Here is a 24,438-nt window from a genome sequence, read left to right as displayed (position 1 = left end):
ACAAGAGATTTAGGTCGCTATGGAGACCGATTCGAGCCAAAGAGCGGTCTCGAATCTCGATTTTGAGCCTTGCAAAGACCGCAAGTCTCAAAAGTCGTCCCGTGGTGTAATGGCTAAAGCCATAACGCCACCTTCACAGCGACCTAAATCTCTTGTTCCTTCCAGCTAGTTTATTGGTTGTTTGTTTTATATTTTCAACTATTACATTAAATTTGAAAATAAGTTCAAAACCAATCAAACATTAAAATTAAAAGCAAAAAAAGAGGCACCCTATTAAGGATGTCTCTGTCTTAAATTACTTATTCGAATATTTTAAATCAAACAACGACCCAATTAATAACTATCGCACACAACCGAGCTATCTAATCGGACAAGCTCCGCTTTCGCAGTCTGACTGATCGACTAATTCGATATCTTTCTTATCGTGATTATCATTTTGTTTGGCAAAGACAGCAGCAACGTCTTCGCTTACTTCTGATTCACGTTCTTGATAAACTTTCTTGTCGATTGGCTCTTTAGGTGCTTGCTTAAAGTCAGCTCCACTATATGGTAACAATGAAGTTGATTTTGTGACGTGTCTGTATTGATACATCAATGATGCAATTTGGTCGGCTTCTTTGGGTTGGAAGGTAATGGTACAACTAACCGCATTGTCTGACCAATATGTTTGTAAGAAGGCTTGGGTAGCAAATTGTTCAGCGATTGAAACTGATCCTGCTGAAGCAAAGTTAGGGTCATCAGCATTGGCAGCCTTAACTGGGAACTCAACGCACATTGTATGTTTCGTGTAAACGTCAGGTTCAATCTTGTATCCACAAGCTTTCAAGGCTGGCAATAATGGGTCGGTATCTTGGAATCTGATTCTTTGAATCAAGTATCCAGCATAGTGGAAATGCATTCCTTCCGAAACTCCAGCTAACTTAGCAACAGTACCAGATGGTTTAACTGTTGTGTGTTTAATAGAAGGTTTGCATCCAAGAGCTTTGGAATATTCCTTATCAGCTTCAACAACGGTGTGATACAAATCATCGAACTTATCAACAACACGTTGGTCATAAATTGGCTTTTGAATTGTTTCGCCTGATTCAGGATCAGTTGTAGCTTCAAAGCCTGTCACAACACGATTTCCAAAGGTTGTCAAAATCCAATCTTGAATACCTGACATTGAGACACCGATACGACGATTCTTTTGAATAACATCACGTGAAACTTCCCAATCATAGTTGCTGAATGTAACACGTTTTGTATAACGAGCAGCCAAAGCAAAGGCCTCTTCCAAACTCCAACCTTGTTCAGTCGCAATCAATGGGAAGACTTCAAACAAGTTACATGGTTCACCATTACTTAATGAAATCTCTCCACAAGGATTAGTTCCTTCAACACCATCATCAATTCCTGGTTGATAACCATCAATAACACGTCCATAGTTACGTGACAATTCCAAGTTAACAATACCAGGTTCACCATTATGAGTAATTGAATCAGCAATTGGTGCATAACGTTTGAACTCTGAATCAACCGCCACACTGTTGTTTGAGGCCCAACGGTGGTGATATAGCTTCTTTTGATCTTGTTTCATGGTAATAAAGTCGTCATCAGTTGCTCCACCTAAAGCAAGCTCAGCTGAACGACGAACATTACCAGCAACAACTGTTTTACCAATCAAGTTACCCATATCGGTACAGTCAACTGAAGTCAACTTACGTCCAACGGCATTATTCAAAACTTCATTAATATCAAAGAACATTTCAACTAAAGGTACTGGACCTGAAGCAGTTCCACCAAAGCCCTTAATTTTTTCACCTTTGGCACGAATGTCAGTAATATCAAGGACAACATCTTTGAAACCATCATTTGTATCGTTAAAGTGGGCATCGATCATATTGGCATTACCGATAACCCAGCCTTCACGTGTATCAGGAAGTTCATAATGACGTGTGTCTGAAATATCATGTTTTGCCAACCAGTCTTCACGGTCAACCGCACCAGCAGCAATGGCATCCTTATATGAGGCACTTTCCTTACCGATAATAACAGTTAAATCAACTTTATTATCAACAACAGGCATTAGTTTCATATTGCTAGGAACAACAGAGAAACCAACCCCGCCGCCCTTCATCAATTGATCAAACATGAATGAGAAAGGCATTGAAACGGCTAGTTGATCTTTTTGAAGATAACTAGGCACGATATGGCTATCACCATATTTTTGAGGTCTGATGGCGACAAACCAACAATTGTTTAGGGCATCCCCATTACGATGTTGATATTCAGTTCCAGAGATCCAAAGGTTTCTCCCTGAAGGAGTGGCAGCTAAACCATAGACCAATTTGTATAAATTTTGAGCTTCTTTAACTAATCCGGCATATTGTTCATCAGTTAAATTGTCATTTTTCAAACGAGGGTCAAGATTGATGTTTCCTTCGACCACACGTTTAACAGTTTCGGACCAGTTTTCAGTCCGGCCAAGTTCATCAATATAACGCGCATAAGTACGCTTGTATGTAACCCAGCCTAATTCACCCCAGTGGGGTTTAATTGTTTTCTTAACTTCATCGACGAATTCGTCAGATAAAATAACTTTATTAATTACGTCCATTAATAATCACTCCACAACATTTAAATAACACAATATATAGTACCTTCAAATTGAAATAATAACAATATCTAGTAGTCAATTATTATCATTGACTTTTGACAAACCATTTTGTGCCCCGCCATTTCAGCAGTTTTATGATCAAAATTACATTTTGTACCTTAAAGAATTCTTGAGAATTCAAAGCGAAAAATCAAAGTCGCAACTACTATTCTAATATCGAACTCGAAGACTTCGCAATGGTTTTTTCAATTTAAACTGTTGGCAAAATTTCAAGTGGATAACACTAAATTTTTTGCTTGACACGAACGTATGGTTGTCACATCAGGTGTTCCACAAGAAAAATTATTTTGGATATAAAAAGGTCCAACGATTTAAAGTTAAACCGTTGGACCTATACCAATTTTAAAAAGCTAATATTCTTGAACATCGCTGAGTAAAACAAATTCATCTGTAGCTACACGATAATAAGTTTCGCCATCCAAGAAAATCACTCGATCCGAATACCACTCACTACCAGGTGCTAATGCGCGGTCAGTAATTAATTGTCCATTATGATCATATAAAGATGCTGGACCTTTAGAAATAACTTTTAAATCTTGGACCTTGGGCATATAAACATAACCTGCATACAAATTAACAACTATATTTGGTGCCAATTGAAAGAATGTTTGGTCACCCTTGTCGTATTCAGTATTGATTAACCACGAAGAACCTTTGGGTAAAATTGTTAAAGTTAAGTTTCCATTCTGATCAGTTGTTTCGGTCGTTCTTGTTACCGCAAAGGCATAATGTCCTGCAGGCAACGTTGAATCCGCCTTAACTGTTGTCACATTAGCAACAGTCGATAATCCAAATAGTAAACCAATTGATACAGATAAATATGTTATAACTTTTTTCATTATATTGCCTCCTAAACATATTTATTGCCACAATTATAGGTTTATATAAATAAAAAAAGCAGACGCATAGTCTGCTAAGCCTGTTTCATATCAACCGTACTACGGGATTTATATTGCATAATTGGACCTAAGCGATGTTCTTTACGATAGATATCCCAGTCCATCTTGCGAACCCAAAGTTTAGTATTTTTATCCCCAATATCAGATACCAAAACTTTTGAATGACTGAACGGATAAACCACTATCAGTAATAATGAAAGTAAAAATCCATTTGTAAAGAACAGCAAGCCTATTATCATCAAAATAGTAACAATATCGAGCGTTGTGATTCGACGATAATATGATTTTGATTGATCCAACGTTTGCATATTAATATCTCCCTTAGTAGATTCCCTTTTACGACACCAACTATACTATCAGAAGATTATTTCTAGCAACTAATTAAATAAATCTTAACTATTTGTTTAACAATTAAATTCACTAAATATTTAATCCTCAATCATTTGTAAAAATAAAATAGCAAAAATATCATTTAATTTATTTTATTTAAAATTATTCATCGTATTAAAGAAATTTCTTTAAAGATATAATATCTTAGTGTAGTATGTTGTTTGAGGGTATTTTATTCTTTCGGGAATAATATATATAACAAAACAAAAGCAGCCACTAATTTGGCTGCTTTTGTAATTTAATTAGATAATTTATGACACTGTGTCTTATTTACTTAAGAATAATTAATGTTGGGGATTATATTTATTTTGGAGTATATATTAACGCTAAAATGCCCTACTTTTTAAGGGGGAACAATTATCGAAAAAATACAAAAGGTCATCAACAAAACTATCTTAGCTTGTGTTGCTATCTTAACCACTGCAATATTTATCCTAATGTTAGCTTTTTATCATCACAATTTTTTATTTCAAAACACTCATAATTCTATTATTGTAATCGCGGCAGTTCTATTAGTGCTTTTAATTGGCTATGGATTAACACGAATAAAAACTGACGATCGAATACTCAACTGGCTCGTTGTACTCAGTATGATTCTTATTTTCATGATTACTGCCTTAATCTGGATATCTAAAGTACCATCTGTCCAATTAAGTGACTTCGGTAATTTCTGGGATCGACTGCTAAATTACCATATCGGTGACCCACTTTATCAAACAGACAACGATTATTTCTCTAAATATGCCTACCAGTCCGGCTATTTCGTTTATGCCATGATTGTTTCCAAAATCTTCGGCTATCATATCTTTGCCATTCAATTTCTTAACGTAATTTATCAAGCTCTAATTCTTTTGATTACTTACTTATTTGTAATCAAAATCTTCGATAATATCAAAATGGCCCGTTTATCAATTCTTATTTTAATGATTGACCTTGATTGGTTCGCATTGAACAGTCAAGCAAGTAACCAATATTTAGGTTCATTGCTTTACTTAGTAACCTTCTATTTAATAATGAAAAACGAACTTAAATATTACATTTTAGCAGGTATCACCTTGACTGGCGGTTGTTTGATTCGTCCAATTGGACCAGTCATCATTGCTGGAATCATCGTTTATGCGTTGATTTATCTACTACTAAAAAATAAAGATTATCACGCAACAATAAAAGTGTTTTTAACTGTTGCCATTTACTTTGTACTCTTTTCACTAGCTGGTTGGGGAATAAAAGCTTCTGGTATCAATGAATACGGTCTTACTAACAACGATCCTGAATGGAAATTCGTAACAGGATTAAACTATCAATCAGCAGGAACATATTCACCTGATATGGACCAATTAATTAATCCAAACAAGTCACGCAAACAGATGAGTAAAGTTGAATATAAGAAGTTACATAAAGAAATAGCCTATTTAAATCAAAATCATGCTTGGCTACCACTCTTTATTCATAAAACTCAAGGTCTTTGGTCAAGTCGAACAATGGCAACTGATGCCGCTAATATTCGGATGGCTCATTCTACTAAAACTGTTGATAGAATTAACTTCCTGGCTTATGTCGGTTCAATTATCCTAATCATCTTCTCTTGGATTGGCTCACTACAGCTCTTCCGTACAAAATTTGATGACAAACTGTATTTATTGCTATTACCGTTAATGGCATTTGCAGTTGTTCAACTATTGATTGAAGTTCAAGGTAGATATCGTATTGAATTTTTACCAGTCATTGCGATTGTTGGTAGCTTGGGGCTTTATCAAGTTTTACACGTTCTTAGCTCAATTAAACTAAATTCTAAAAAAACATTTAGTTTTATAAAATAAAGTGTGACAAAACATAATTAGTATTCGAAAAAAAGTAATCCGATTTTGGATTACTTTTTTGTTTAAATGTAGCAAGTCACCTACATTTTTATACCACATATTCAAGGTAAAAATATTTTTAAAACAGACTTGTTTTTACTTGTAACGATTCTGTAAACGTTCCCCGCTTTCTTCTATGCTAATCTTGATAATGGAACTTTTAGGGGGAATAATTATCACAAAAAAGAAATTATTTTTTATCATATCTTTTATTACGCTGTTATCAATCGTCAGTTTAACAAAAGTAACGACAATCAAGGCTACATCAAAAATTAACGATTACATCATTTCTAACAAAATCAAACCCGTCTCAATTCAAAATCAAGAAGGCACTTTCAATAAATGGAATGGTTATCGTAATGGTGTCGGTCATCCCGAAGGCATTGTTGTTCACGAAACATCTGAAGCTAATGTCACGGCTCAACAATTCACAGACCGTTTTAACGCTAATTGGCCAAAACTCGAAACTTACGTCCATGCTTTCGTGGATAATAATGAAATTTTGAACATTCACAATACTGATTATACTGTCTGGGGTGCTGGTCCAACTGCCAATGCCCGTTATATTCAGGTAGAACTTTGTCGAGTTAATTCCTATGATGCCTTTGCCCGTTCACTGTCCAATGATGCCTACTACATCGCTTCAAAATTGATTCAATACAATTTGCCAGATATCCCTGGTCAAACAGTCATCTCACATGCTCAAGCCAGTAATACTTGGCATGAAACTACTCATCAAGACCCAGTTTACTACTTCAGTACTTGGGGTTATGACATGGACCAATTCAATGATTTAATCAAAACCTACTATAATAATTTAAAAGTTTATGGTGATGTTAACGCTCAAAATGATCACATTATCAAAGTTAATAATCCGCATGCAGCTTATGTTCCGCTAGTTAATATCACTAACGATAATAAAATTATACCGATTACCAATCAGGGACTTGCCAACGGTTCCATTTGGTACACTGATCAATCCAAAACGATTAACGGGATAACCTATCGCCGCGTTGCAACTACCGAATGGGTAGCCAATACTTATAAAGGTTAAAAACGATATTGCCCTGAACTAATTTCTACAACATACTTAGAAATTAGAACTTAACTTCTTCTACTCAAAACAAACGGCGTCAGTAATCCAATTTTGGATTGCTGGCGCCATTTGTTTTAATGCTTGAAAGCTTAGTTTTGTTACAATGTGTTACTAAAACTAAGCTAAACTACTTGCTTTAACCCATTCTGTTGTAGCAACTTGATAGTATGTTTCTCCATTTAGAGTCATCTTATTAGCTGTCTTCCATTGTGTTCCCGGTCTTAAAGCACGACCAGTTACAACTTTACCATCTTTTGTATAAAGACTGGCAATTTGTGAATTGATAGTTACCACGTTATTTGAAGGTTCTGCTGGTGTTTCACCATTAACTGTTACAGTACTTGCATCAACCCATTCATCTGTAGCTACTTGATAATATGTTTTACCATTCAAAATCATCTTGTTAGCTGTCTTCCAAGATGTATTTGGACCTAAAGCACGACCACTTAGCTCCTTACCTTCTTTATTATACAATCTTGAAAGAGTGCTACCAGTTTTTACAGTATTTGTGAATGGTGTCACCGTGTTAGTGGTGTCATTGTTGACAGTGACTGCACTAGCTTCAACCCATTCATTTGTAGCAACTTTGTAGTATGTCTTACCTTTGATAACCTTAGTATCAAAAATCTTCCAAGGTGAATTAGCCTTCAAAGTACGACCAGTAATTGTATTACCATAAATTGTATAAAGTTGAGCTGGTTGATCATTAACAGTGACCGTACCAGTAGCAGCGTCAGCATCTTTTGTAACAGTTACGAATTGAGTATTGTTATCTGTTTGTAGTGTCAAACTTGTCGTGTCAGCTTTGTAACCAGCAGGAATTTGACTTGATGTTAAATTATAGGCATCGCCAACTTTATCACTAAAGATCTCAGTACGACCTACTTCAGTATTATCCGAAGTCTTAAAAATAACCGTATTGAAAACTTTTTTATTAACAGGTACGTTGTACTCCTTACCTTGAACTAAAGTGATTGTTTGTTCAGCATCGTTGACCCAGTTGCAGCCGGCTGGTAAATCAGTCAACTTAGCAGTGTTACCAACACCACCATTAACAACTTCAGAGTTAACAAGCTTGCCGTTTTGATCAACATAGTTGACCTTAACAGAAATCATTTTGTTTACAGTTACTCTAACCGTAGCAGCACTGCCACCAAAAACTGCCTTATTGTTAGTTGGAATGGCATATCCGTCTGGGGCAAAGGTTATTGGTGAACCTTCAGTGCCTTGTTCATCCTTATTAAGGATAAAATTACCATCTTGATCATAATAAGCAACGTTGTTTGTTACATTAGCTGTGGCTTGAGTAGTAGCAGTATTGTCAGCGTGAACTGTTGTTGATGTAACAGTTGCACCTAGGACCATACCTGAAACTAGAAGTCCACTGAATAATAATGATGTACTTTTCTTCAAAATTAATCCCTCCATATTGAAATATTCATAATTAATTATAAAACTTCAATTTTTTTGTTGGCTGATATTTTGGAAGGTTTAATAGTATTTTAACTATTGGGGCCGCCTCCGGGTGTGGGGATGAATCTACCTGCTGTGGGACCGGTGCGAGCCAAGGTCTCGCGCCTCGATTTTGAGCTTCGCAAAGTACGCAAATCTCAAAATACGTCCGTGGAGTAAGGCCGGAAAAACACCGACCTAACTCCACCTTCACTGCTGATAGATTCATCCCCACACCCTCCAGCTAATTTATTCACTGATTTTCATCTCGTTACTGCAATAAAAAAACTCTAGCAAGTTCAAAATTCACTAGAGTTAATTCAAATAATTACGATACTAAAAACAAATCTCAAAAACCGGTACTATGTCTATTCATTACTTAAAAATAGCAATTAAATTATCAAATTTTCAATATTATACTTTATCGAAAATCAACGAATAAACTAGCCGGAAGGAGCAAGAAAAATTAGGTCCCCATAGCGACCTAATTTTTCTTGCTCCTGGAGGCGGCATATTTAAACAACCGCTCGACCATTTTTCAAATAATTAAGTGACACAAAAACAGCCATAAGTACTCCGCTAATAATTAACAAAACAAATGGACTATATACAAACACGGTACCAATTATTGTTCCGATTGGCATTGCAATTTGTGACGCTCCAAAGACAAACGAAAAAACTTTTCCTTGGATATTCTTTGGAACTGAGGCCTGCATATATGTACTCATCGGTATTTCCATAGAAACTAAGGATGCTCCCATAATTATCGAAACTGTTAGGAACACTATCAAACTAAACAAATGGGAAATATTCACGATTCCTGTTATGCCAAAGATTACCAAAGAGATAGATATGTTAATCATCGCTAACATACTTACTCGGACTGGTTTGGATATGCTCTTTATTAATGAAAGAAAAGTCCCTGCCAAAATAGATACGACTCCGACCATTGTTTGTTGCAATCCATATTGACTATTCGTAAATTTCAAAATGTGTACCATTAAGAATGGTAAAGCAATATTAGATATTGCCAAAAAGATATTAACGCCGATGGACATGATAATAGTGTATAACAATACTCGATTGCCCTTTAATATTTCACGGATTTTTAGATTATTATGCTCTGTTACTTTCTCTTTTACATCTGCTTCGTTATTTATTGCTGCGTGAAAATCAATCATTGAAATCAAAACCAATGACATTAAAACTGTCACTATTCTAATGGAAATCATATTGTGCATTCCTAATAAAGAATATATCGAAGCTCCGAGTGCTGGCGAAAAAATTTGTGAACATGACGCTGCTAAACGTTGCATGGAATTCAATTTTTGTATGCGATTTTTTGGAACTAAGTTAATAACCGATGCTTGATATGATGATTGTTCAACTAAATTAAATATATTAAGGAACACCAATACAATCAAGGTCATTAGAAACTTTATTGTCATGACTACCTTAAGCTGTAAGAGGAAGAAATAACATAATACTACAACAATTTCTGAAATATACGCCAAACTAAGTATCTTTTTGTGTGGGTATTTATCTATCAAATCTCCCACTTGATGAGAAAGAAAAAAGGCGATCAATGGTGAAATTATTTGAGTTCCAGCAAACCATAATGGCGATGAGGATTCTCTTAAAACATACAAATCAATGGCAAAGGAGAACATCCCATTACCAAAACCTGAGATAAGGGATGCCGATGTAGCTAAATATATTTGTCTCTTAAACTTATCCATATTTCGCCTTCTTAGATTAGAACATTATTATATTTTTTCTAATAATACTCCACCTATTAAAAGTCCGCAATACAAAAGTCATACTGGGATAACGGATAATAACTTTCAACTTGTAAAATAATATAGAAATATTTTTCTAATAAAAAGAAGTTGAATGACATTTAATCATTCAACTTCTTTCAATTTATGGTATGTATTTTAATCCTTTAAATGCTGATTAAAATATTTAGATAGTCCATTCAATTTATGATATTTCTTAATACTATTTTTCAAAAACGCTGGATTATTTAGCTGATATTTCCCATTACTTTCAACCCAATAAGTAACATCTGGATTATTAACCACATAAAAATTCTTGGTCGTTAAACCATTTGCTTGATGTTGTTTAAGATCATGATCATTCTCTGGGCGGAATTGATTTAGTCCTACGATAATCGTTTGACCAATCTTTGGCAACGGACTATTGGGATTGTCACTGTAAACTTTAGCTTGAGGATTTTTGAAACCAAACTGTTTGCCGATGTACTCGCCTTCCAAACTTGTATACTTAAACTTCGCAGTAGTAAGTCCGCCTGACAATTCAGTTTTGATGGTCTTTCCTTGATAATTTTTATTACCGGCCAGTACCTTTTTGATATAAATCGTAGCCTTGGTTTTTGTTACCAGTGTTGGTTTATCTGCTTGCAGATTAACTACTTGCGCTTGAACGACTAATTGACTGCCATTTTTAAAACGTGACAATGACATATCTTCATCATGATAACCTGTTGGAACGGTGGCAACAAAAGGTGTTAAATCTTTTTGATTAACATTAACTGCTGCAGATTTTTTCTTCTGCCAAGCCTTTTGATTTTTTTGAATCGTTCGTTCCGGTTTCTGTGCTTGTTGCTTCGTTTGATTGTTCTTGGAACTACACCCAACTAATAAAAAGATGCTCAATACCAAAACAATCCACAAAAATTTTCTCATTTAATGTGTTCACCTTTTTTAAACTGATTGCCAATGAAATACGTTATTGCACTCATAAACACTGACATCATCGCAAACGTTATTAGTGATGTCCAATTATAATAGCCACCAGTCAACAACATAAAGATAAAGAAGACTACAAAATAAATACTCCAAATTATTTTACGTTGATAATTAGTTACGATTTGAATTAGTGATAGTAGGAAAATCAACAATACTTCCCAAGGAAAACTGTGAAATAGTGGTCGTTGGTTAAAAACGTTCATCCCTAGTGTTATCAACAACCAGAAGATGACAAATATTAGAAAATTACGGATAACTTTGTTCTTCATATGTCCCCTCTCATGAAAACTCCTATATTAGGGTAACATACATTGAAAAAACAACGAATAAACTAGATTATATCTTCAAATATGCCATCTCCAGAGCAAAGAAACAGTCACTGGCAGTGCGGAACGGCCCGAGCCACGGTCTCGAGCCTCGGTTGAAGCCTTGCAAGTTCAGCAAGTCGCCAACACGCCCGGTGCTGTAAGAACGACAAAAACAGTCGTCCTTACAGCACTTTCACTTCCAGTAACTGTTTCTCTGCTCTTCCGACTAATTTATTTTATACTTGAAAAATAATATGATATCAAAAAAGCATCTATGAAGAATACAAATTAATTCTCCATAGATGCTTTTGCTATATATAATTATTCATTACTGTTATCTGATTACACTTAAAAAGAAACTAATATCCTAGCCGGAAGGAACAAGAATTTAGGCCGCTGTGAAGGTGGCGTTAGAGCTTCAGCTCTTACACCACGGGACGAGTTTTGAAACTCGCGGCTTTTGCGAGGTTCAAAATCGAGGCCTGAGACCTTGGCTCAGGCCGGTCCCCATAGCGACCTAAATTCTTGTTCTTGGAGGCGGCATCTTTATAATAACTATGCTTTAGAATCCGCTACATCACTAGCATCATCATTATTTTTCTTTTTATCTTTAGGTTTCTTAACCCTAAACAAACGCTTATCATGCCAAGTAATCAAACTAATCAACGATGACATCGTCAGTGGCAAGATAATGACCAAGATAATCAAACCGAAGATAACACCTAAAGCTACTTGAATCAACGTCGTAACACCTGATGGCATCAAAGCGGCGAAGGTACCACTCAAGATAATAGCTGCGGAGATAACAACTGTTCCGATTGAGGTGGCCGCATTTAACATCCGGTCCTTCAAATCTGGCATTGGTTCATCCTTAAATCTAATCATCAAGAAGATACTGTAATCAACACCTAAAGCCATCAACATAATAAAGGTGAAGAATGGCGTATTCCAACTCAACATATTGTCATGCAAAACTAATTTCGAGAAGATTCTCGTGATTCCTAATGAAACTTCATAGGCCAATAACAAAGTTCCAATAATCGTCATTGGTTGCAAAATCGATTCTGTTACGACAATCAAAGCAATTCCGATACCGATGGTCATGATTGTTGCTGTCCGACCAAAGTCACCATTTGCCAAAGCTCTCAAATCATTATTTTGCGATGTTTGACCACCGACGGCAACTTTAGCGTGCTTCAATGCACCATGTTTTAATCTAGCTTTCATATCAGTTTGAATCATCTTCAATTGCTCAGAAGTTGTATCACTATTAGGGTCGCCTTTAAAGACAATCGTCAATGAAGCGATCTTACGATTATTATTCATATAAGCATCAAGTGAAGGTTTAAAGGCTTTACTCTTAATCGTATCTTTTGGTAGATAGAATGTATCACCAACATAAGACTTTCTAAGGCCATTTAGATAAGTCTTCATTGTCGTGTTACCTTGAGCAAGTGAATTCAAACCATCATTTGCTGAAGTTAAACCTGATTCAAGTTGCGTTACTTTACCAGCCATTTGTTGCAACTGGGTATTCATTTGTTGAACGCCACTATTAACAGTTGCCGCACCACTGGCAACACTTTGACTACCAGAAGTTAAGGTTGGACTAGTTGCAGCTAAGGTACTTGTTCCACTAGCTAAAGTCGACATACCTGAAGTTAAACCAGGCATTGAACCTGACAATTGTGAAATTCCTGATGATAAAGCAGTTGAACCAGCACTCAATTGGCTGATTGAACTTTGTAATTGTGCTATCTCACCACTAGCGGCACTAGTATTTTGACCAGAAGCTTGCATTAAAGCTAACAACTGGCTAGCTTGACCAGACAATGAACTAACTTGTGATTGTAACTGTGACATACCGGTTGCTAACTGAGCAGAACTACTATTCAAAGTTGAAACGCCACTTGTCAAAACTGGCAACTGGCTATTAGCGCTCTGAACACCGCTGTTAACACTATTAACTCCAGCCGTATACTGATTAATACCACTAGATAACTGTTGAGCACCATTTTGAAGTTCACTCGTACCATTAGCTAATTGTTGAACCTGAGCGGTACTGCCACTAATATTGGCACTCTGTAATTGTGAACTGGCCGAATTCAAACCTGACTTAATTTTCTCAAGTCCTTTAGTTGAAGTCGTTAAACCATTCGTAATAGTAGTTAATTGATTCTTGAGATACATACTTTGAATCTTATTACCACCAGGCTCAGTTGCGGAAGTAACTGTTTTAACACCTGGTTCTTTTTGTAAGTAAGTCGTTAAATCATCAATCGCGGCCAGTTTAGCTTGCGTCGTCATCCTGGAATTATCCTCAATTTCAACCGTAGCTGGAGCTGACATTCCTTTGCTAAAATGCTTTTGAATAATTTGATAACCGGCCTTTGCTTGATAACTATCCGGTACTTCATCAGCATTATTGAAATTCAAAGTTGAATCTTGATTGATGAAAAATGGTACCGCACAGACGGCAATAATACCAAGCATGACAACTGGATAGGCTAAGGCAGATCTTGACAATCCATACCAGATTCGACTCTTGCCACCACCAGCACTGACCTTGCTAGGCCAAAACATTTTCTTTCCTAGCGTCTGCATAAAGAACATGTTGAGCGTTAATAAGACTGCTAGTAAAACCAAAATTCCGATGGCAACACCAACAGCACTTTGATAAAACTAAAACTTTGCTAGAGCTAAGACTGAAAATCCGATGAAGACCGAGACACCACTGTAAAGAATCGTCCGGCCACCATGGATCTGAGCCTCATGCGACGCTTCTTTTGCCGAGAGTCCCCTAGCTAAAGCTCCTTTAAAGTAGTTATACAACAGGATATTATAATCAGTCCCAATACCGAATAAAACAACGACTAAGAAGACTTGCGTGAAATTAGAAATTGGAAAGTCTACTTTTTGCGCTAAGTTCATGACGATACTCAAGGAAGTGACAAACGCTACCCCAACATTTAGTAATGAAATTAGCGGTACGATCGGTGAACGGAAAACTAAAATCAAAACGATGAAAATGAAAATTACCGCAATAACCTCAGTCTTTTGAATCCCCTTTTCAGTCACCGTTGAAAAGGCATCGTTCAAAGCATCAACCCCAGTTACATAGGTGTTGATTCCTGAAACATGTAATTGTCGTTGCAACTCTTTCACTTGTTGTCCGACATAATTATTCTTTTTCACTGTTACTTGAGCTAACTGAGTTGTCTTATCTTTAGCAATCAGTTGCTTTTTAGTTTCAGCGTTATCACTTGGACCCATGACATTGGTGACTTTGAGAAACCTCTTATTACTCAATTCATCTAACTTATCATTGATTTCATCCGCCTGTGAAGATGAAAGTTTCTCTCCACCGTCATTTTTGAAAACAACCGTATAAGTCCGTACAGCCTTATTCCCATTGGCTTTCTTTTCAATGTTGGAAGCCTTCTGACTTTCAGCATAACTTGGTAAAGTGAAATTCCCCTTATTTCTAACCAATTGCGAAACATTGGGCATCGCTACCAGTGCAACAATGACCACAATGATCCAACCAATTAAAGCTGCAATATATCGACTCAGCTTCTTTTGCATAGTAATATCTCCTTACATGAATACTATCAAAATACTTTCTGAAAATTCACTGACAATCATAAAATCAATAGCATCCTTATACAAGAGACAAATATTGTATATTAGCCTATATTTAGACATAATTTATAATATGCAAAAATTTAGACACTTATTTATTTAAGTAAAGCGTTTACAATATGCTAGACTAAAATTAACAATTAAGTTTTTAAATGAACTTTGGGGGAAATTAGAACATGAAGATTGATGTGAATCAACACTTAACACTTGGTGCTAAGCGGACACTTAAAGCCTTTCGAATTGCCATGTTCGAAGCATTAGGAGAAAATGAATTCGATAAGATTACCGTCAACGATATTTGCCAAAAAAGTGAGTACCCTCGGGCTACATTTTATAATTACTTTGATGACAAGTTGGACCTGTTGCAATATCTTTGGTCATACATTGGTCATGATATTTTTCAAAAACTACCTGATATTACCCGTAATGAAGACGGTTTAATTGAAACTTTCAATCTCCTACTCGATTTTTTCCACAACAATAATCCCTTATTGGAAAATTTGAAAAAGAGTAATGGTGTCGATTCCCACTTGTGGCACAACACGGCTGGTTATTTGAAACGTGAAGCTAATGAAATTATCGTTGAACATTGTTTACCTAGCACTTCAAAACGAGTTCCGGCTAAACTATTAGCTCGTTTTTATAGCGATTTGATTGTGGGAATGCTAGAATGGTGTCTTTTTGAACAACCAAATGTGGATAAAGAAACCGCCGATAAATATTTGACTACTTTGTTGCATGGTGGATTGTAAAAAAAATTTGATTACAAAAAGGACGTTAGAAGAAATCTGTGGAATAAGATTTTCTCCAATGCCCTTTTTACACTCATCACTATTCAAAATAACTACGACCCTGTCGATGAATAATACCTAGAACAAAATTTCCAAAACTTTAAAATAACTGCTAAAAATACAATCGATATTAACGGAACAAAAACTAATTCTACTCCGTTCACTTTGTCAAAAATATACAAAAATGGATAATAATTAATTAAAGCGAATGGAAAAACATACGTCAACACGGCCCGCACCGCCTTGTTCATTACATCTACTGGATAATGTAAGCAATCTGATCCACTACCCATTAATAAAATAGAAATATTGATTGAATTCACAGAATAAAAGGTCAATGCTCCAAAAAGAATATACAATCCCAGAAATAAAATAATGCCTCCAAGGGGTATTGTGACTAAAGCAATTAATTTAAAAATATTCCACTGAATTGAACTTCTAACTATCGCCATTATCAGCAATCCAATCGATGTAATCAATCGACCAACTCGAGATATTTCAACGCCACTTACCATTATTTGCAATAATAACGGTTGCGGACGCATTAAGTAAATGTCCAAACTACCACGCCTGATCAATTCGGCAAGGCTGTTAACACCTTTACCAAAAATTTCTGCACAAGTATAAGAAATGTTGACCAATGCATAAACCAACAATGCTTGTGAAAATACATAACCATTAATAGAGCCAAGTATCTTAAAGAGTAAAAAGAACCCTAAAACAAAAGTCAATTGAGCAATAAACTGGCCTACAATCAGTAAATAAGTTGAAATATTGTATTCAAATTGCGCTTTGATATTTTGTTTGATCAACATAAAATAAACGTTCAATTCGTTATCCCCCTTGCACAACAATATGTTTGATATCCCTTTTCAGCCATTCCCGGCCTAGTAGTATCACGACGGCTATCCAAAATAATTGAAATATAATACCCGTTAAATTCTCAGCAGAAATTGTCTTCCCATTAAATAATTGTATGGGGTAGGCAATGCCATATTTAAATGGCAATAAATTTAACACATTTTTCATATTCTCGGGAAACAAAGAAAATGGAATAACTAGTCCACCTAAGAATTCCATAATAGAACCAAAAATAAGCAACGATCCTGTGATTGAAAAAGTATGAAAAATTGAAATGTAAACAAGTAGCGATAAAACAGTATTCAAAATTAATGCCAAACCTATAGCCACAACAAACAAGATGATTTTTCCATCCGATATCTGTACTGTCAGTGCATAAGGCTTTGGAAAAAAACTAACCAACAATAAAATAGGAATACTAGATACCATTCCTGTGAAGAGGCGTTGCGAAATCAACCGCATAAACCACGACCAATATAAATCTACCGGTTTCATATATTCATAAGCAATATCGCCAGTTTTAATAACGTTATTCAAATCACTGTCAATAACCCACGCTGATACAAAAGGTGCAAAGCAAGTTTGTATCCAAACATAATTAACTAGTCCACGAACTTGACCTGATGAAGATGTTAATTTATTGAAAGCCATCAAAATTGAAATGGTCAGAAATCCTCTAATCAAGTACAGTGGTAACGAGGAAATTAGCGCAAATTTATACTGCCATAATTGCTTAATTCGATAACTAAAAACACTCTTATACATAGTTTTCCTCACAACCTTTTCATTAGATGTCTAATTCGGAATAGTAACGAGCAATAATTTCCTCAATATTGAGCGATTGAACTTGATAGTTATCAATTGTCTCAGTATTAACAATAAATTGAATTAACCGTTCAAAATCATTTTTAATACCAACGACTATTTCATTAGCACTTATGGTCATTAACTCGCAATTAAAATCGTTTTTAATTTGAGATACCACTTCATCAATTTGATTTAATTGGTTAATTTCAATTCTGACTTTTTTATATTGCTGATATTTATCTTTGATGCTACTAAAATCACCGTCAAACAATTTACTACCTTTACCAATAATAATGGCCCGACTAGTTAGTGCCTCAATATCACCCATGTCATGAGTAGTTAAAACAACCGTTAAATTTTTTTCTTCATTTATTTTCTTAATAAATTGATGGACGGCAATTTTAGAGCGAGCATCTAAACCTAAGGTTGGCTCATCCAAAAATAAAATCTCAGGGGAATGTAACAGTGCCACGATAATTTCGCATCGCATTTGTTGCCCCAAGCTAAGTTGTCTTACTGGCGTACTCAAGAAATTCTTAACATTCATTAAAGTCACTAATTCATGAAGGTTATCTAAAAAATCCACTCGTGGAATCTTGTAAATCTTTTGCATCATATTAAAAGAATCAATTACTGGTAAATCCCACATTAGGTTGGAACGATTGCCAAAAACAACTCCAACTCTTTTGACAAATTGCATGCGATTTTCCATCGGATCAACACCCAAAATACGACAAGTCCCCTGAGTTGGTTTTAAAATACCCGTCATGATTTTTATCGTTGTTGACTTACCAGCACCATTTGGTCCGATATATCCTACCACTTCACCTTTGTTAACTTGAAAACTGACATCCTTCAAAGCCACTTTTTCACTATACTTACGATTAAACAAATCTTGAAAAAGACTAGCTTGTTGCTTTTTTACTCGATACTCTTTAGAAATGTTCGAAAACAAAATGTCCAAATTTTCTCCTCCGTTTCATTTTTTGGGGACAAAAAAAGCATCTCTAAAAAGAGATGCCCAGGCGATCGGCTAGCATTAACTATACTTCCTTGTAGTTATTTCTACATTCGCCAGTCGTATAGTTCAATAAAAAAGTAACAAATCAAAAAAATTAAGTCAACGGATTTTAAACGATTAATGAATTAACTAAAAATCTATGCAAAAACAACTAATATAACTATAAAAATCAACAAAAATGACAATGATGTATATTTAGAGCCTTTCAATGCCACCCGATTTATAGCTATATATTCAGAAATTATTGGCAAATTTTCTTCATCAGCAGATTCTTTAAAATTGGTTTCAATCTTTAACCTTAACTTCAATAATTTTCTCAAAAAGAACATCAAAAATACAGTTACTATAATTGCTATTAGGCAACTCACTCTAACGATTGTCGGATCTTGATATTCAATGTCAGTATAGCAACCAGCAATAATAGCACCCATGATGAAAAGCATTAGTATCAATGACCATCCTACTGACATTGACTCTTTTTTTATCAGCCTATACTCCTCTGGATATTTTTTAGCCAGTTCGGTTGATATCTTCCAAGCATTAATATCACCAATATTTCTTTTAGCTTTTCCTGATTTTCGTACGTTTTTAAGTCCAATGACATACATTGGTAGTGCAATAATTATTAACACTGCTGTGACAATCAATCTAAAAGTAATCATAATTCTCCCCCTATGATGAGCAATCATTTTATTCAACACGATTATAATAATTAACTCTAAAGCATCAACTGTTGCTCCACCAAGTACCCCGCCGTTGCAACAGTTACCGATAAAGATTGGGCAATATCCGAAAGCACCCCGACGACCATAAATTCATTACAACCAAGCATGAAAGTAACTAAAATCAGAACACTAGCTTGCCACCGATATTTTGTCATTCAATAATCCCCTAATCATTTAGTGTTCATACGAAAAGGTTACCACAAAGACAAGTTTTATTGATGATTTAGTCAATCTAAAATATAGATATATTCTGAACTTCTCCAATATATTTATTGTAAAAAATGGTTATCTACTGACAAATAACTAGCTGTAAGGAACAAGAAATTTTGGTCGCTGTGACGGTGGCGTTAGCACTTTAGTGCTTACACCACGGGACGAATTTTGAACTTCGCGTACTTTGCGAAGTTCAAAATCGAGGGTCGAGACCCTGGCTCGAGCCGGTCCCCATAGCGACCAAAATTTCTTGTCCCTGGAAGCGGCATAAAAAAAGAGGCCTGCATCCCTGCAAGTCTCTTTTAATTTACATTATTACTTGTTCAAGTATTCTTCAACAAGTTTCTTGTTATCTTCATTAGTGATTGATTCGTTAACAGCACGATCAGCCAATGTAGCAAGATCCTTAGTACTCAACTTCTTCATCAAGCTTCTTACACGAAGAACTGATGTAGCACTCATTGAGTATTCATCTAGACCCATGCTCAATAGCAATGGAAGCATTGTGTTGTCACCAGCGGCTTCACCACACATGCCGGCCCATTTGCCTTCTTTATGAGCTGATTCAATAACGTGTTTGATCAATCTCAAGATTGAAGGGTTATATGGTTGGTAAAGGTATGAAACATGTTCATTACCACGATCAGCAGCCATAGTATATTGAATCAAGTCGTTTGTACCAATACTGAAGAAGTCAACTTCTTTAGCAAATTGGTCTGCAAGAACGGCAGCGGCTGGAACTTCCATCATCATTCCTAATTGAATGCTGTCTGAAACTTCAACGCCATCTTTAACTAACTTAGCCTTTTCTTCTTCAAAGACCTTCTTAGCATCTCTAAATTCTTGCAAAGTACCAATCATTGGGAACATGATACGTAACTTACCAAAAGCAGATGCACGTAGCAAAGCTCTTAGTTGAGTTCTAAAGATTTCTTGTCTATCCAAACTGATACGGATAGCACGGTAACCTAAGAATGGGTTCATTTCTTCAGGTAGTGGTAAGTAAGGAAGGTGTTTGTCACCACCGATATCCATAGTACGGACAACGACTGGCTTACCATTCATACCTTCAAGAACCTTCTTGTAGGCCTTGAATTGATCTTCTTCAGTTGGAAGACTTTCTGATTGCATGTACAAGAATTCTGTACGATACAAACCGATACCTTCGGCACCATTGTCAATAACACCTTGGAGATCATCAGGTGTACCGATATTAGCTGCAATATCAAAGTGCTTGCCATCAGCAGTAACTGAAGGTTCGTCCTTTAATTTTTCCCATTCTGCTTTTTCGTCAGCAAAATTCTTAGCTAATTCTTGATAGTGTTTGATGTCACTATCTGAAGGATCAACGATAGCAGCACCGTTCAAACCATCAACGATAACTGTGTCTCCTTCTTTAACATCAGTAGTAATTGTATCAGTACCAACAACAGCTGGTAGTTCTAGTGAACGTGCCATAATAGCTGAGTGGGCTGTACGACCACCGATATCAGTAACAAATCCCTTAACATAGCTGTTCAATTGAGCTGTGTCACTTGGTGTCAAATCGTGCGCAACAATAACGACATCATGGTCGATCAATGCTGGGTTTGGAAGTGAAACACCTAGCAAGTGAGCCATAACACGCTTTGTAACATCACGTACATCAGCGGCTCTTTCTTGCATATAAGGATTGTCTGTCATTCCCTCAAAAATAGAAATGAAGTTTTCTGATACATCGTGCAATGCTTGTTCTGCATTAACACTATTATCTTTAACTTCTTGTTCAACTGCACCCGTAAATTCTGGATCAGCCAAAATCATCTTGTGAGCATCAAAAACTTGAGCTTCTTCTTCACCTAGAGACTCTTTAGCGATATCTCTGATCTTTGTTAATTCGTCATCTGATGTAGAAATAGCATCTTTAAGACGACTAACTTCGGCATCAGCATCTGAAATACTCTTCTTTGTGAAAGACAAATCTGGTTGAACTAAAAGGTATGCTTCAGCAGTAGCGATACCATCACTGGCTGCAATTCCCTTAATAGTCTTAACCATTATTCTGCCAAACCTTCTTTTGTCATAGTATCAGCAATAGCTGCAACTGCATCAGCAGCGTCGTCACCATCAGCTGTGATTGTAACGTCAGCACCTTGGCCAACACCAAGTGACATAACACCCATGATTGACTTCAAGTTTACTGATTTACCAGAGAATTCAATGTTAATATCTGAGCTAAATTTACTTGCTGTTTGTACCAACATAGTAGCTGGACGTGCGTGGATTCCTGTTTCTGCAATAATGTGAAATTCTTTCTTTTCCATAATAAATACCTCACCATATAATTATAAAATTCTGTAGTAACACTACAAATATTCACTAATTAATTTACCATTATCTTTAAATTTTCACAAGGGCTTTGTCCAAAAAACCTTTAGATAAGTCAAGAGCGATAAGACGTTTAACGCTTACAACGCTAGAGCCTGAAAGCGTTTATATTATCAATCTTTTTCACATAAATTTGAAAAATTAATTTTTCCTACTATTAAATTGATAATTTTTAAAAATTTTCAAGACTTAGCACTTGCATTACTCGAGTGCTAATTATATACTACCGTTGTATCCTGTGATTAAGGAAAGGTGGGGTGCGAATGTTATGTCAAAATTGTCATAAAAATGAAGCAACAATTCATCTTTATACAAGTGTTAATGGTCAAAGGACGGAAATCAATCTCTGCCAAGACTGTTATCAAAAGTTAAGAAATCAAGCTAACGAAGGTATGAATAATATGGCACAAAATCCAAACGGTGGATTTTCTAGTTTTGAAGACTTGTTCAACGCTTTGAATGGCGGACAACAACCTAATGCTTTCGAGCAACAAGGTCCCCAAACTCAAACAGGTAACGGCAATGGTAATGGCCGCAGACCTCGAGGTAACGGAGTCTTAGATCAATACGGTGTCGATCTAACAGCCCTTGCTAAAAAAGGACAAATCGACCCAGTAATTGGTCGTGACAAAGAAATCAGTCGTGTAATTGAAATATTAAATAGAAGAACTAAAAATAACCCTGTATTAATTGGTGAAGCAGGTGTTGGTAAAACAGCCGTTGTCGAAGGTCTTGCTCAAAAGATCGTCGATGGTGATGTACCTGAAAAGTTACAACACAAACGTGTAATTCGTCTTGATGTTGTTTCACTTGTTCAAGGTACCGGCGTTCGTGGTCAATTTGAACAAAGAATGCAACAATTGATCAACGAACTTCAAAAACAAAAAGATATTATCCTATTTATAGATGAAATCCATGAAATTGTTGGTGCTGGTAACGCTGAAGGTGGTATGGACGCTGGGAACGTTTTGAAACCTGCCCTAGCCCGTGGCGAACTTCAACTTGTTGGTGCAACTACCTTAAATGAATATCGGACAATCGAAAAAGATTCAGCTTTGGAACGCCGTCTCCAACCGGTTCAAGTTAATGAACCTACAGTTAAGGAAACAGTCCAAATCTTGAAGGGTCTCCAACCTAAATATGAAGACTATCATCATGTAAAATATTCTAATGAAGCTATTACAGCTGCTGCTGAGTTATCAGCTCGTTACATTCAAGATAGATTCTTGCCTGATAAGGCTATCGATTTGATTGATGAAGCTGGTTCAAAGAAGAACTTGCAAATCAATCACGTCGATATGGAAGATTTAGATAACAAGATTTCTGACGCTGAAGTGCAAAAGCAAGCTGCCCTTCGTAATGAAGATTACGAAAAAGCTGCCTACTATCGTGATCAAGTTACTAAATTCCAAAATATGAAGAATGACAACAAAGATGAACCTGCTGGTCAAAATATTGTAACTGACAAGGAAATCGAAAAGATTATTGAAGAAAAGACTAATATTCCAGTTGGTGAACTTCAATCAAATGAACAAGCTCAATTGAAGAACTTGGAATCAGATTTGAAAGGTCACATTATTGGTCAAGACAAGGCTGTCGGTGATGTAGCTCGTGCTATTCGTCGTAACCGTGTTGGTTTCAATAAGTCTGGTCGTCCAATCGGTTCCTTCCTATTCGTAGGACCTACTGGTGTTGGTAAGACTGAACTTGCTAAACAACTTGCCCTAGAACTATTTGGTTCTGAGGATTCAATGATTCGTTTTGACATGTCTGAATACATGGAGAAACATTCAGTTTCTAAGTTGATTGGTTCGCCTCCAGGGTATGTTGGTTACGAAGAAGCTGGTCAATTGACTGAAAAAGTTCGTCGTAATCCATACAGTTTGATTTTGCTAGATGAAATTGAAAAGGCTCACCCAGATGTTATGCATATGTTCTTGCAAATTCTCGATGATGGCCGTTTAACGGATTCTCAAGGTAGAACTGTCAGTTTCAAGGATACTATCATTATTATGACTTCTAACGCCGGACAAGGTATGCAAGAAGCTAACGTTGGTTTCGGTGCTGAAGCAAATGGTACGACAAACTCAATTATGAATCGTTTGTCAGAATTCTTTAAACCTGAATTCTTGAACCGTTTCGATGGTATCGTTGAATTCAATTCTCTAACCAAAGACAACCTATTACATATCGTTGATCTAATGTTGGCAGATACTAACAAGATGATTGCCGATCAAGGTCTAAGCATTCATGTAACTAAGGATGCCAAAGATAAATTAGTTGATTTGGGCCACAACCCTAAGATGGGTGCTCGTCCACTCCGTCGTGTGATTGAAGAACAAATCGAAGATAAAGTTGCTGACTACTTCTTGGATCATCCAAAAGACAAGCAACTCGAAGCACATCTCGATAAAGATGAAATTAAAATTTCTAAGTATAGTGCACCTGATACTGAACAATAATTAGTGGTGCTGATGATAAAAGCTCGACCTAATCCTGATTGGATTCTTGGTCGAGCTTTTTTTGTTATTTGTTCACTGCCGTTGAAGAGCGTGCACGATACAGTCTGCTGTGGGA

At 36.1% G+C, this 24,438-nt stretch carries 17 protein-coding genes, 2 pseudogenes and 1 riboswitch; of the genes and pseudogenes, 4 read left to right on the top strand and 15 right to left on the bottom strand.

The genetic code is table 11. The features are described from left to right. Window positions 1-358: 358 nt before the first annotated feature. The 3 genes from nrdJ to D1B17_RS03370 all read right to left on the bottom strand — a co-directional run bounded on the left by nrdJ (window position 359) and on the right by D1B17_RS03370 (window position 3,866). Entirely contained in the window at window positions 359-2,599 is a 2,241-nt protein-coding gene (gene nrdJ, locus D1B17_RS03380) for a ribonucleoside-triphosphate reductase, adenosylcobalamin-dependent (RefSeq protein ID WP_120143038.1), read from the bottom strand. A 410-nt stretch (window positions 2,600-3,009) separates the two neighbouring features. Continuing rightward, window positions 3,010-3,498: a hypothetical protein gene (locus D1B17_RS03375; RefSeq protein ID WP_120143039.1), complete on the bottom strand. Its 489-nt coding sequence runs from the start codon at window positions 3,496-3,498 to the stop codon at window positions 3,010-3,012. A gap of 74 nt (window positions 3,499-3,572) precedes the next feature. Further along, window positions 3,573-3,866 (bottom strand): hypothetical protein, encoded by a 294-nt coding sequence (locus D1B17_RS03370; protein ID WP_120143040.1) that lies wholly within the window; start codon window positions 3,864-3,866, stop codon window positions 3,573-3,575. A gap of 672 nt (window positions 3,867-4,538) precedes the next feature. Here D1B17_RS03370 and D1B17_RS03365 point away from each other — a divergent pair. Continuing rightward, window positions 4,539-5,768, top strand: coding sequence for an ArnT family glycosyltransferase (locus D1B17_RS03365; protein WP_240704451.1), 1,230 nt, complete (start codon window positions 4,539-4,541; stop codon window positions 5,766-5,768). A gap of 190 nt (window positions 5,769-5,958) precedes the next feature. Then, entirely contained in the window at window positions 5,959-6,861 is a 903-nt protein-coding gene (locus tag D1B17_RS12535) for a peptidoglycan recognition protein family protein (RefSeq protein WP_240704450.1), read from the top strand. A gap of 159 nt (window positions 6,862-7,020) precedes the next feature. Here the strand turns inward: D1B17_RS12535 and D1B17_RS03355 are convergent, their stop codons facing one another. The 5 genes and pseudogenes from D1B17_RS03355 to D1B17_RS03335 form a co-directional block, all read right to left on the bottom strand. Beyond that, window positions 7,021-8,316, bottom strand: a complete 1,296-nt coding sequence (locus D1B17_RS03355) for an SLAP domain-containing protein (RefSeq protein ID WP_166806607.1) — start codon at window positions 8,314-8,316, stop codon at window positions 7,021-7,023. A gap of 554 nt (window positions 8,317-8,870) precedes the next feature. Continuing rightward, the gene (locus D1B17_RS03350; protein ID WP_120143046.1) at window positions 8,871-10,094 is read right to left on the bottom strand and encodes an MFS transporter; all 1,224 of its coding nucleotides are present in this window, start codon (window positions 10,092-10,094) and stop codon (window positions 8,871-8,873) included. Window positions 10,095-10,292: 198 nt separating this feature from the next. Beyond that, entirely contained in the window at window positions 10,293-11,063 is a 771-nt protein-coding gene (locus D1B17_RS03345) for a hypothetical protein (protein WP_120143047.1), read from the bottom strand. Continuing rightward, the gene (locus D1B17_RS03340) at window positions 11,060-11,395 is read right to left on the bottom strand and encodes a hypothetical protein (protein ID WP_120143048.1); all 336 of its coding nucleotides are present in this window, start codon (window positions 11,393-11,395) and stop codon (window positions 11,060-11,062) included. The genes D1B17_RS03345 and D1B17_RS03340 overlap by 4 nt, the downstream gene beginning before the upstream one ends. A gap of 594 nt (window positions 11,396-11,989) precedes the next feature. Beyond that, window positions 11,990-15,019: pseudogene (locus D1B17_RS03335) on the bottom strand (MMPL family transporter). A gap of 233 nt (window positions 15,020-15,252) precedes the next feature. Between D1B17_RS03335 and D1B17_RS03330 the strand changes: the two are divergent. Further along, window positions 15,253-15,828, top strand: coding sequence for a TetR/AcrR family transcriptional regulator (locus D1B17_RS03330; RefSeq protein ID WP_120143049.1), 576 nt, complete (start codon window positions 15,253-15,255; stop codon window positions 15,826-15,828). A 92-nt stretch (window positions 15,829-15,920) separates the two neighbouring features. On the opposite strand, the gene D1B17_RS03325 is transcribed toward D1B17_RS03330, so the two are convergent. From D1B17_RS03325 to D1B17_RS03295, 7 genes and pseudogenes are all read right to left on the bottom strand, one after another. Beyond that, window positions 15,921-16,697 (bottom strand): ABC transporter permease, encoded by a 777-nt coding sequence (locus tag D1B17_RS03325; protein ID WP_120143050.1) that lies wholly within the window; start codon window positions 16,695-16,697, stop codon window positions 15,921-15,923. A gap of 4 nt (window positions 16,698-16,701) precedes the next feature. After that, window positions 16,702-17,493, bottom strand: coding sequence for an ABC transporter permease (locus tag D1B17_RS03320; RefSeq protein ID WP_120143051.1), 792 nt, complete (start codon window positions 17,491-17,493; stop codon window positions 16,702-16,704). Between the two features lie 22 nt (window positions 17,494-17,515). After that, on the bottom strand, window positions 17,516-18,499 hold the full coding sequence (locus D1B17_RS03315; protein ID WP_205880156.1) for an ABC transporter ATP-binding protein: 984 nt from the start codon (window positions 18,497-18,499) through the stop codon (window positions 17,516-17,518). Between the two features lie 48 nt (window positions 18,500-18,547). Continuing rightward, a riboswitch (ZMP/ZTP riboswitch) is annotated at window positions 18,548-18,627 on the bottom strand. A gap of 66 nt (window positions 18,628-18,693) precedes the next feature. Continuing rightward, window positions 18,694-19,218, bottom strand: a complete 525-nt coding sequence (locus D1B17_RS03310; RefSeq protein WP_120143052.1) for a hypothetical protein — start codon at window positions 19,216-19,218, stop codon at window positions 18,694-18,696. A gap of 77 nt (window positions 19,219-19,295) precedes the next feature. Next, a pseudogene (locus tag D1B17_RS03305) lies at window positions 19,296-19,436 on the bottom strand (MFS transporter); the annotation flags it as partial. A 373-nt stretch (window positions 19,437-19,809) separates the two neighbouring features. Continuing rightward, window positions 19,810-21,531, bottom strand: a complete 1,722-nt coding sequence (ptsP, locus tag D1B17_RS03300; RefSeq protein ID WP_120143053.1) for a phosphoenolpyruvate--protein phosphotransferase — start codon at window positions 21,529-21,531, stop codon at window positions 19,810-19,812. After that, on the bottom strand, window positions 21,531-21,797 hold the full coding sequence (locus D1B17_RS03295; protein ID WP_057892306.1) for a phosphocarrier protein HPr: 267 nt from the start codon (window positions 21,795-21,797) through the stop codon (window positions 21,531-21,533). The genes ptsP and D1B17_RS03295 overlap by 1 nt, the downstream gene beginning before the upstream one ends. 327 nt (window positions 21,798-22,124) lie before the next feature. On the opposite strand from D1B17_RS03295, the gene D1B17_RS03290 reads away from it, so the two are divergent. Further along, a complete protein-coding gene (locus D1B17_RS03290) occupies window positions 22,125-24,323 on the top strand; it encodes an ATP-dependent Clp protease ATP-binding subunit (RefSeq protein ID WP_120143054.1) in 2,199 nt (732 codons plus the stop codon). Window positions 24,324-24,438 lie beyond the last annotated feature (115 nt).

This window comes from Companilactobacillus zhachilii, assembly GCF_003606365.2.
Taxonomy (GTDB): domain Bacteria; phylum Bacillota; class Bacilli; order Lactobacillales; family Lactobacillaceae; genus Companilactobacillus; species Companilactobacillus zhachilii.
This window is presented reverse-complemented; position numbering and strand designations above follow the sequence as displayed.

Excerpts from the sequence above, each read along its gene's own strand:
- D1B17_RS12535 (WP_240704450.1), top strand. The coding sequence starts at position 5,959 with ATGGAACTTTTAGGGGGAATAATTATCACAAAAAAGAAATTATTTTTT.
- D1B17_RS03320 (WP_120143051.1), bottom strand. The coding sequence starts at position 17,493 with ATGTATAAGAGTGTTTTTAGTTATCGAATTAAGCAATTATGGCAGTAT.
- D1B17_RS03345 (WP_120143047.1), bottom strand. The coding sequence starts at position 11,063 with ATGAGAAAATTTTTGTGGATTGTTTTGGTATTGAGCATCTTTTTATTA.
- D1B17_RS03310 (WP_120143052.1), bottom strand. The coding sequence starts at position 19,218 with ATGATTACTTTTAGATTGATTGTCACAGCAGTGTTAATAATTATTGCA.
- D1B17_RS03290 (WP_120143054.1), top strand. The coding sequence starts at position 22,125 with ATGTTATGTCAAAATTGTCATAAAAATGAAGCAACAATTCATCTTTAT.
- D1B17_RS03340 (WP_120143048.1), bottom strand. The coding sequence starts at position 11,395 with ATGAAGAACAAAGTTATCCGTAATTTTCTAATATTTGTCATCTTCTGG.
- D1B17_RS03330 (WP_120143049.1), top strand. The coding sequence starts at position 15,253 with ATGAAGATTGATGTGAATCAACACTTAACACTTGGTGCTAAGCGGACA.
- D1B17_RS03375 (WP_120143039.1), bottom strand. The coding sequence starts at position 3,498 with ATGAAAAAAGTTATAACATATTTATCTGTATCAATTGGTTTACTATTT.
- D1B17_RS03365 (WP_240704451.1), top strand. The coding sequence starts at position 4,539 with ATGATTCTTATTTTCATGATTACTGCCTTAATCTGGATATCTAAAGTA.
- D1B17_RS03350 (WP_120143046.1), bottom strand. The coding sequence starts at position 10,094 with ATGGATAAGTTTAAGAGACAAATATATTTAGCTACATCGGCATCCCTT.
- ptsP (WP_120143053.1), bottom strand. The coding sequence starts at position 21,531 with ATGGTTAAGACTATTAAGGGAATTGCAGCCAGTGATGGTATCGCTACT.
- D1B17_RS03295 (WP_057892306.1), bottom strand. The coding sequence starts at position 21,797 with ATGGAAAAGAAAGAATTTCACATTATTGCAGAAACAGGAATCCACGCA.
- D1B17_RS03370 (WP_120143040.1), bottom strand. The coding sequence starts at position 3,866 with ATGCAAACGTTGGATCAATCAAAATCATATTATCGTCGAATCACAACG.
- nrdJ (WP_120143038.1), bottom strand. The coding sequence starts at position 2,599 with ATGGACGTAATTAATAAAGTTATTTTATCTGACGAATTCGTCGATGAA.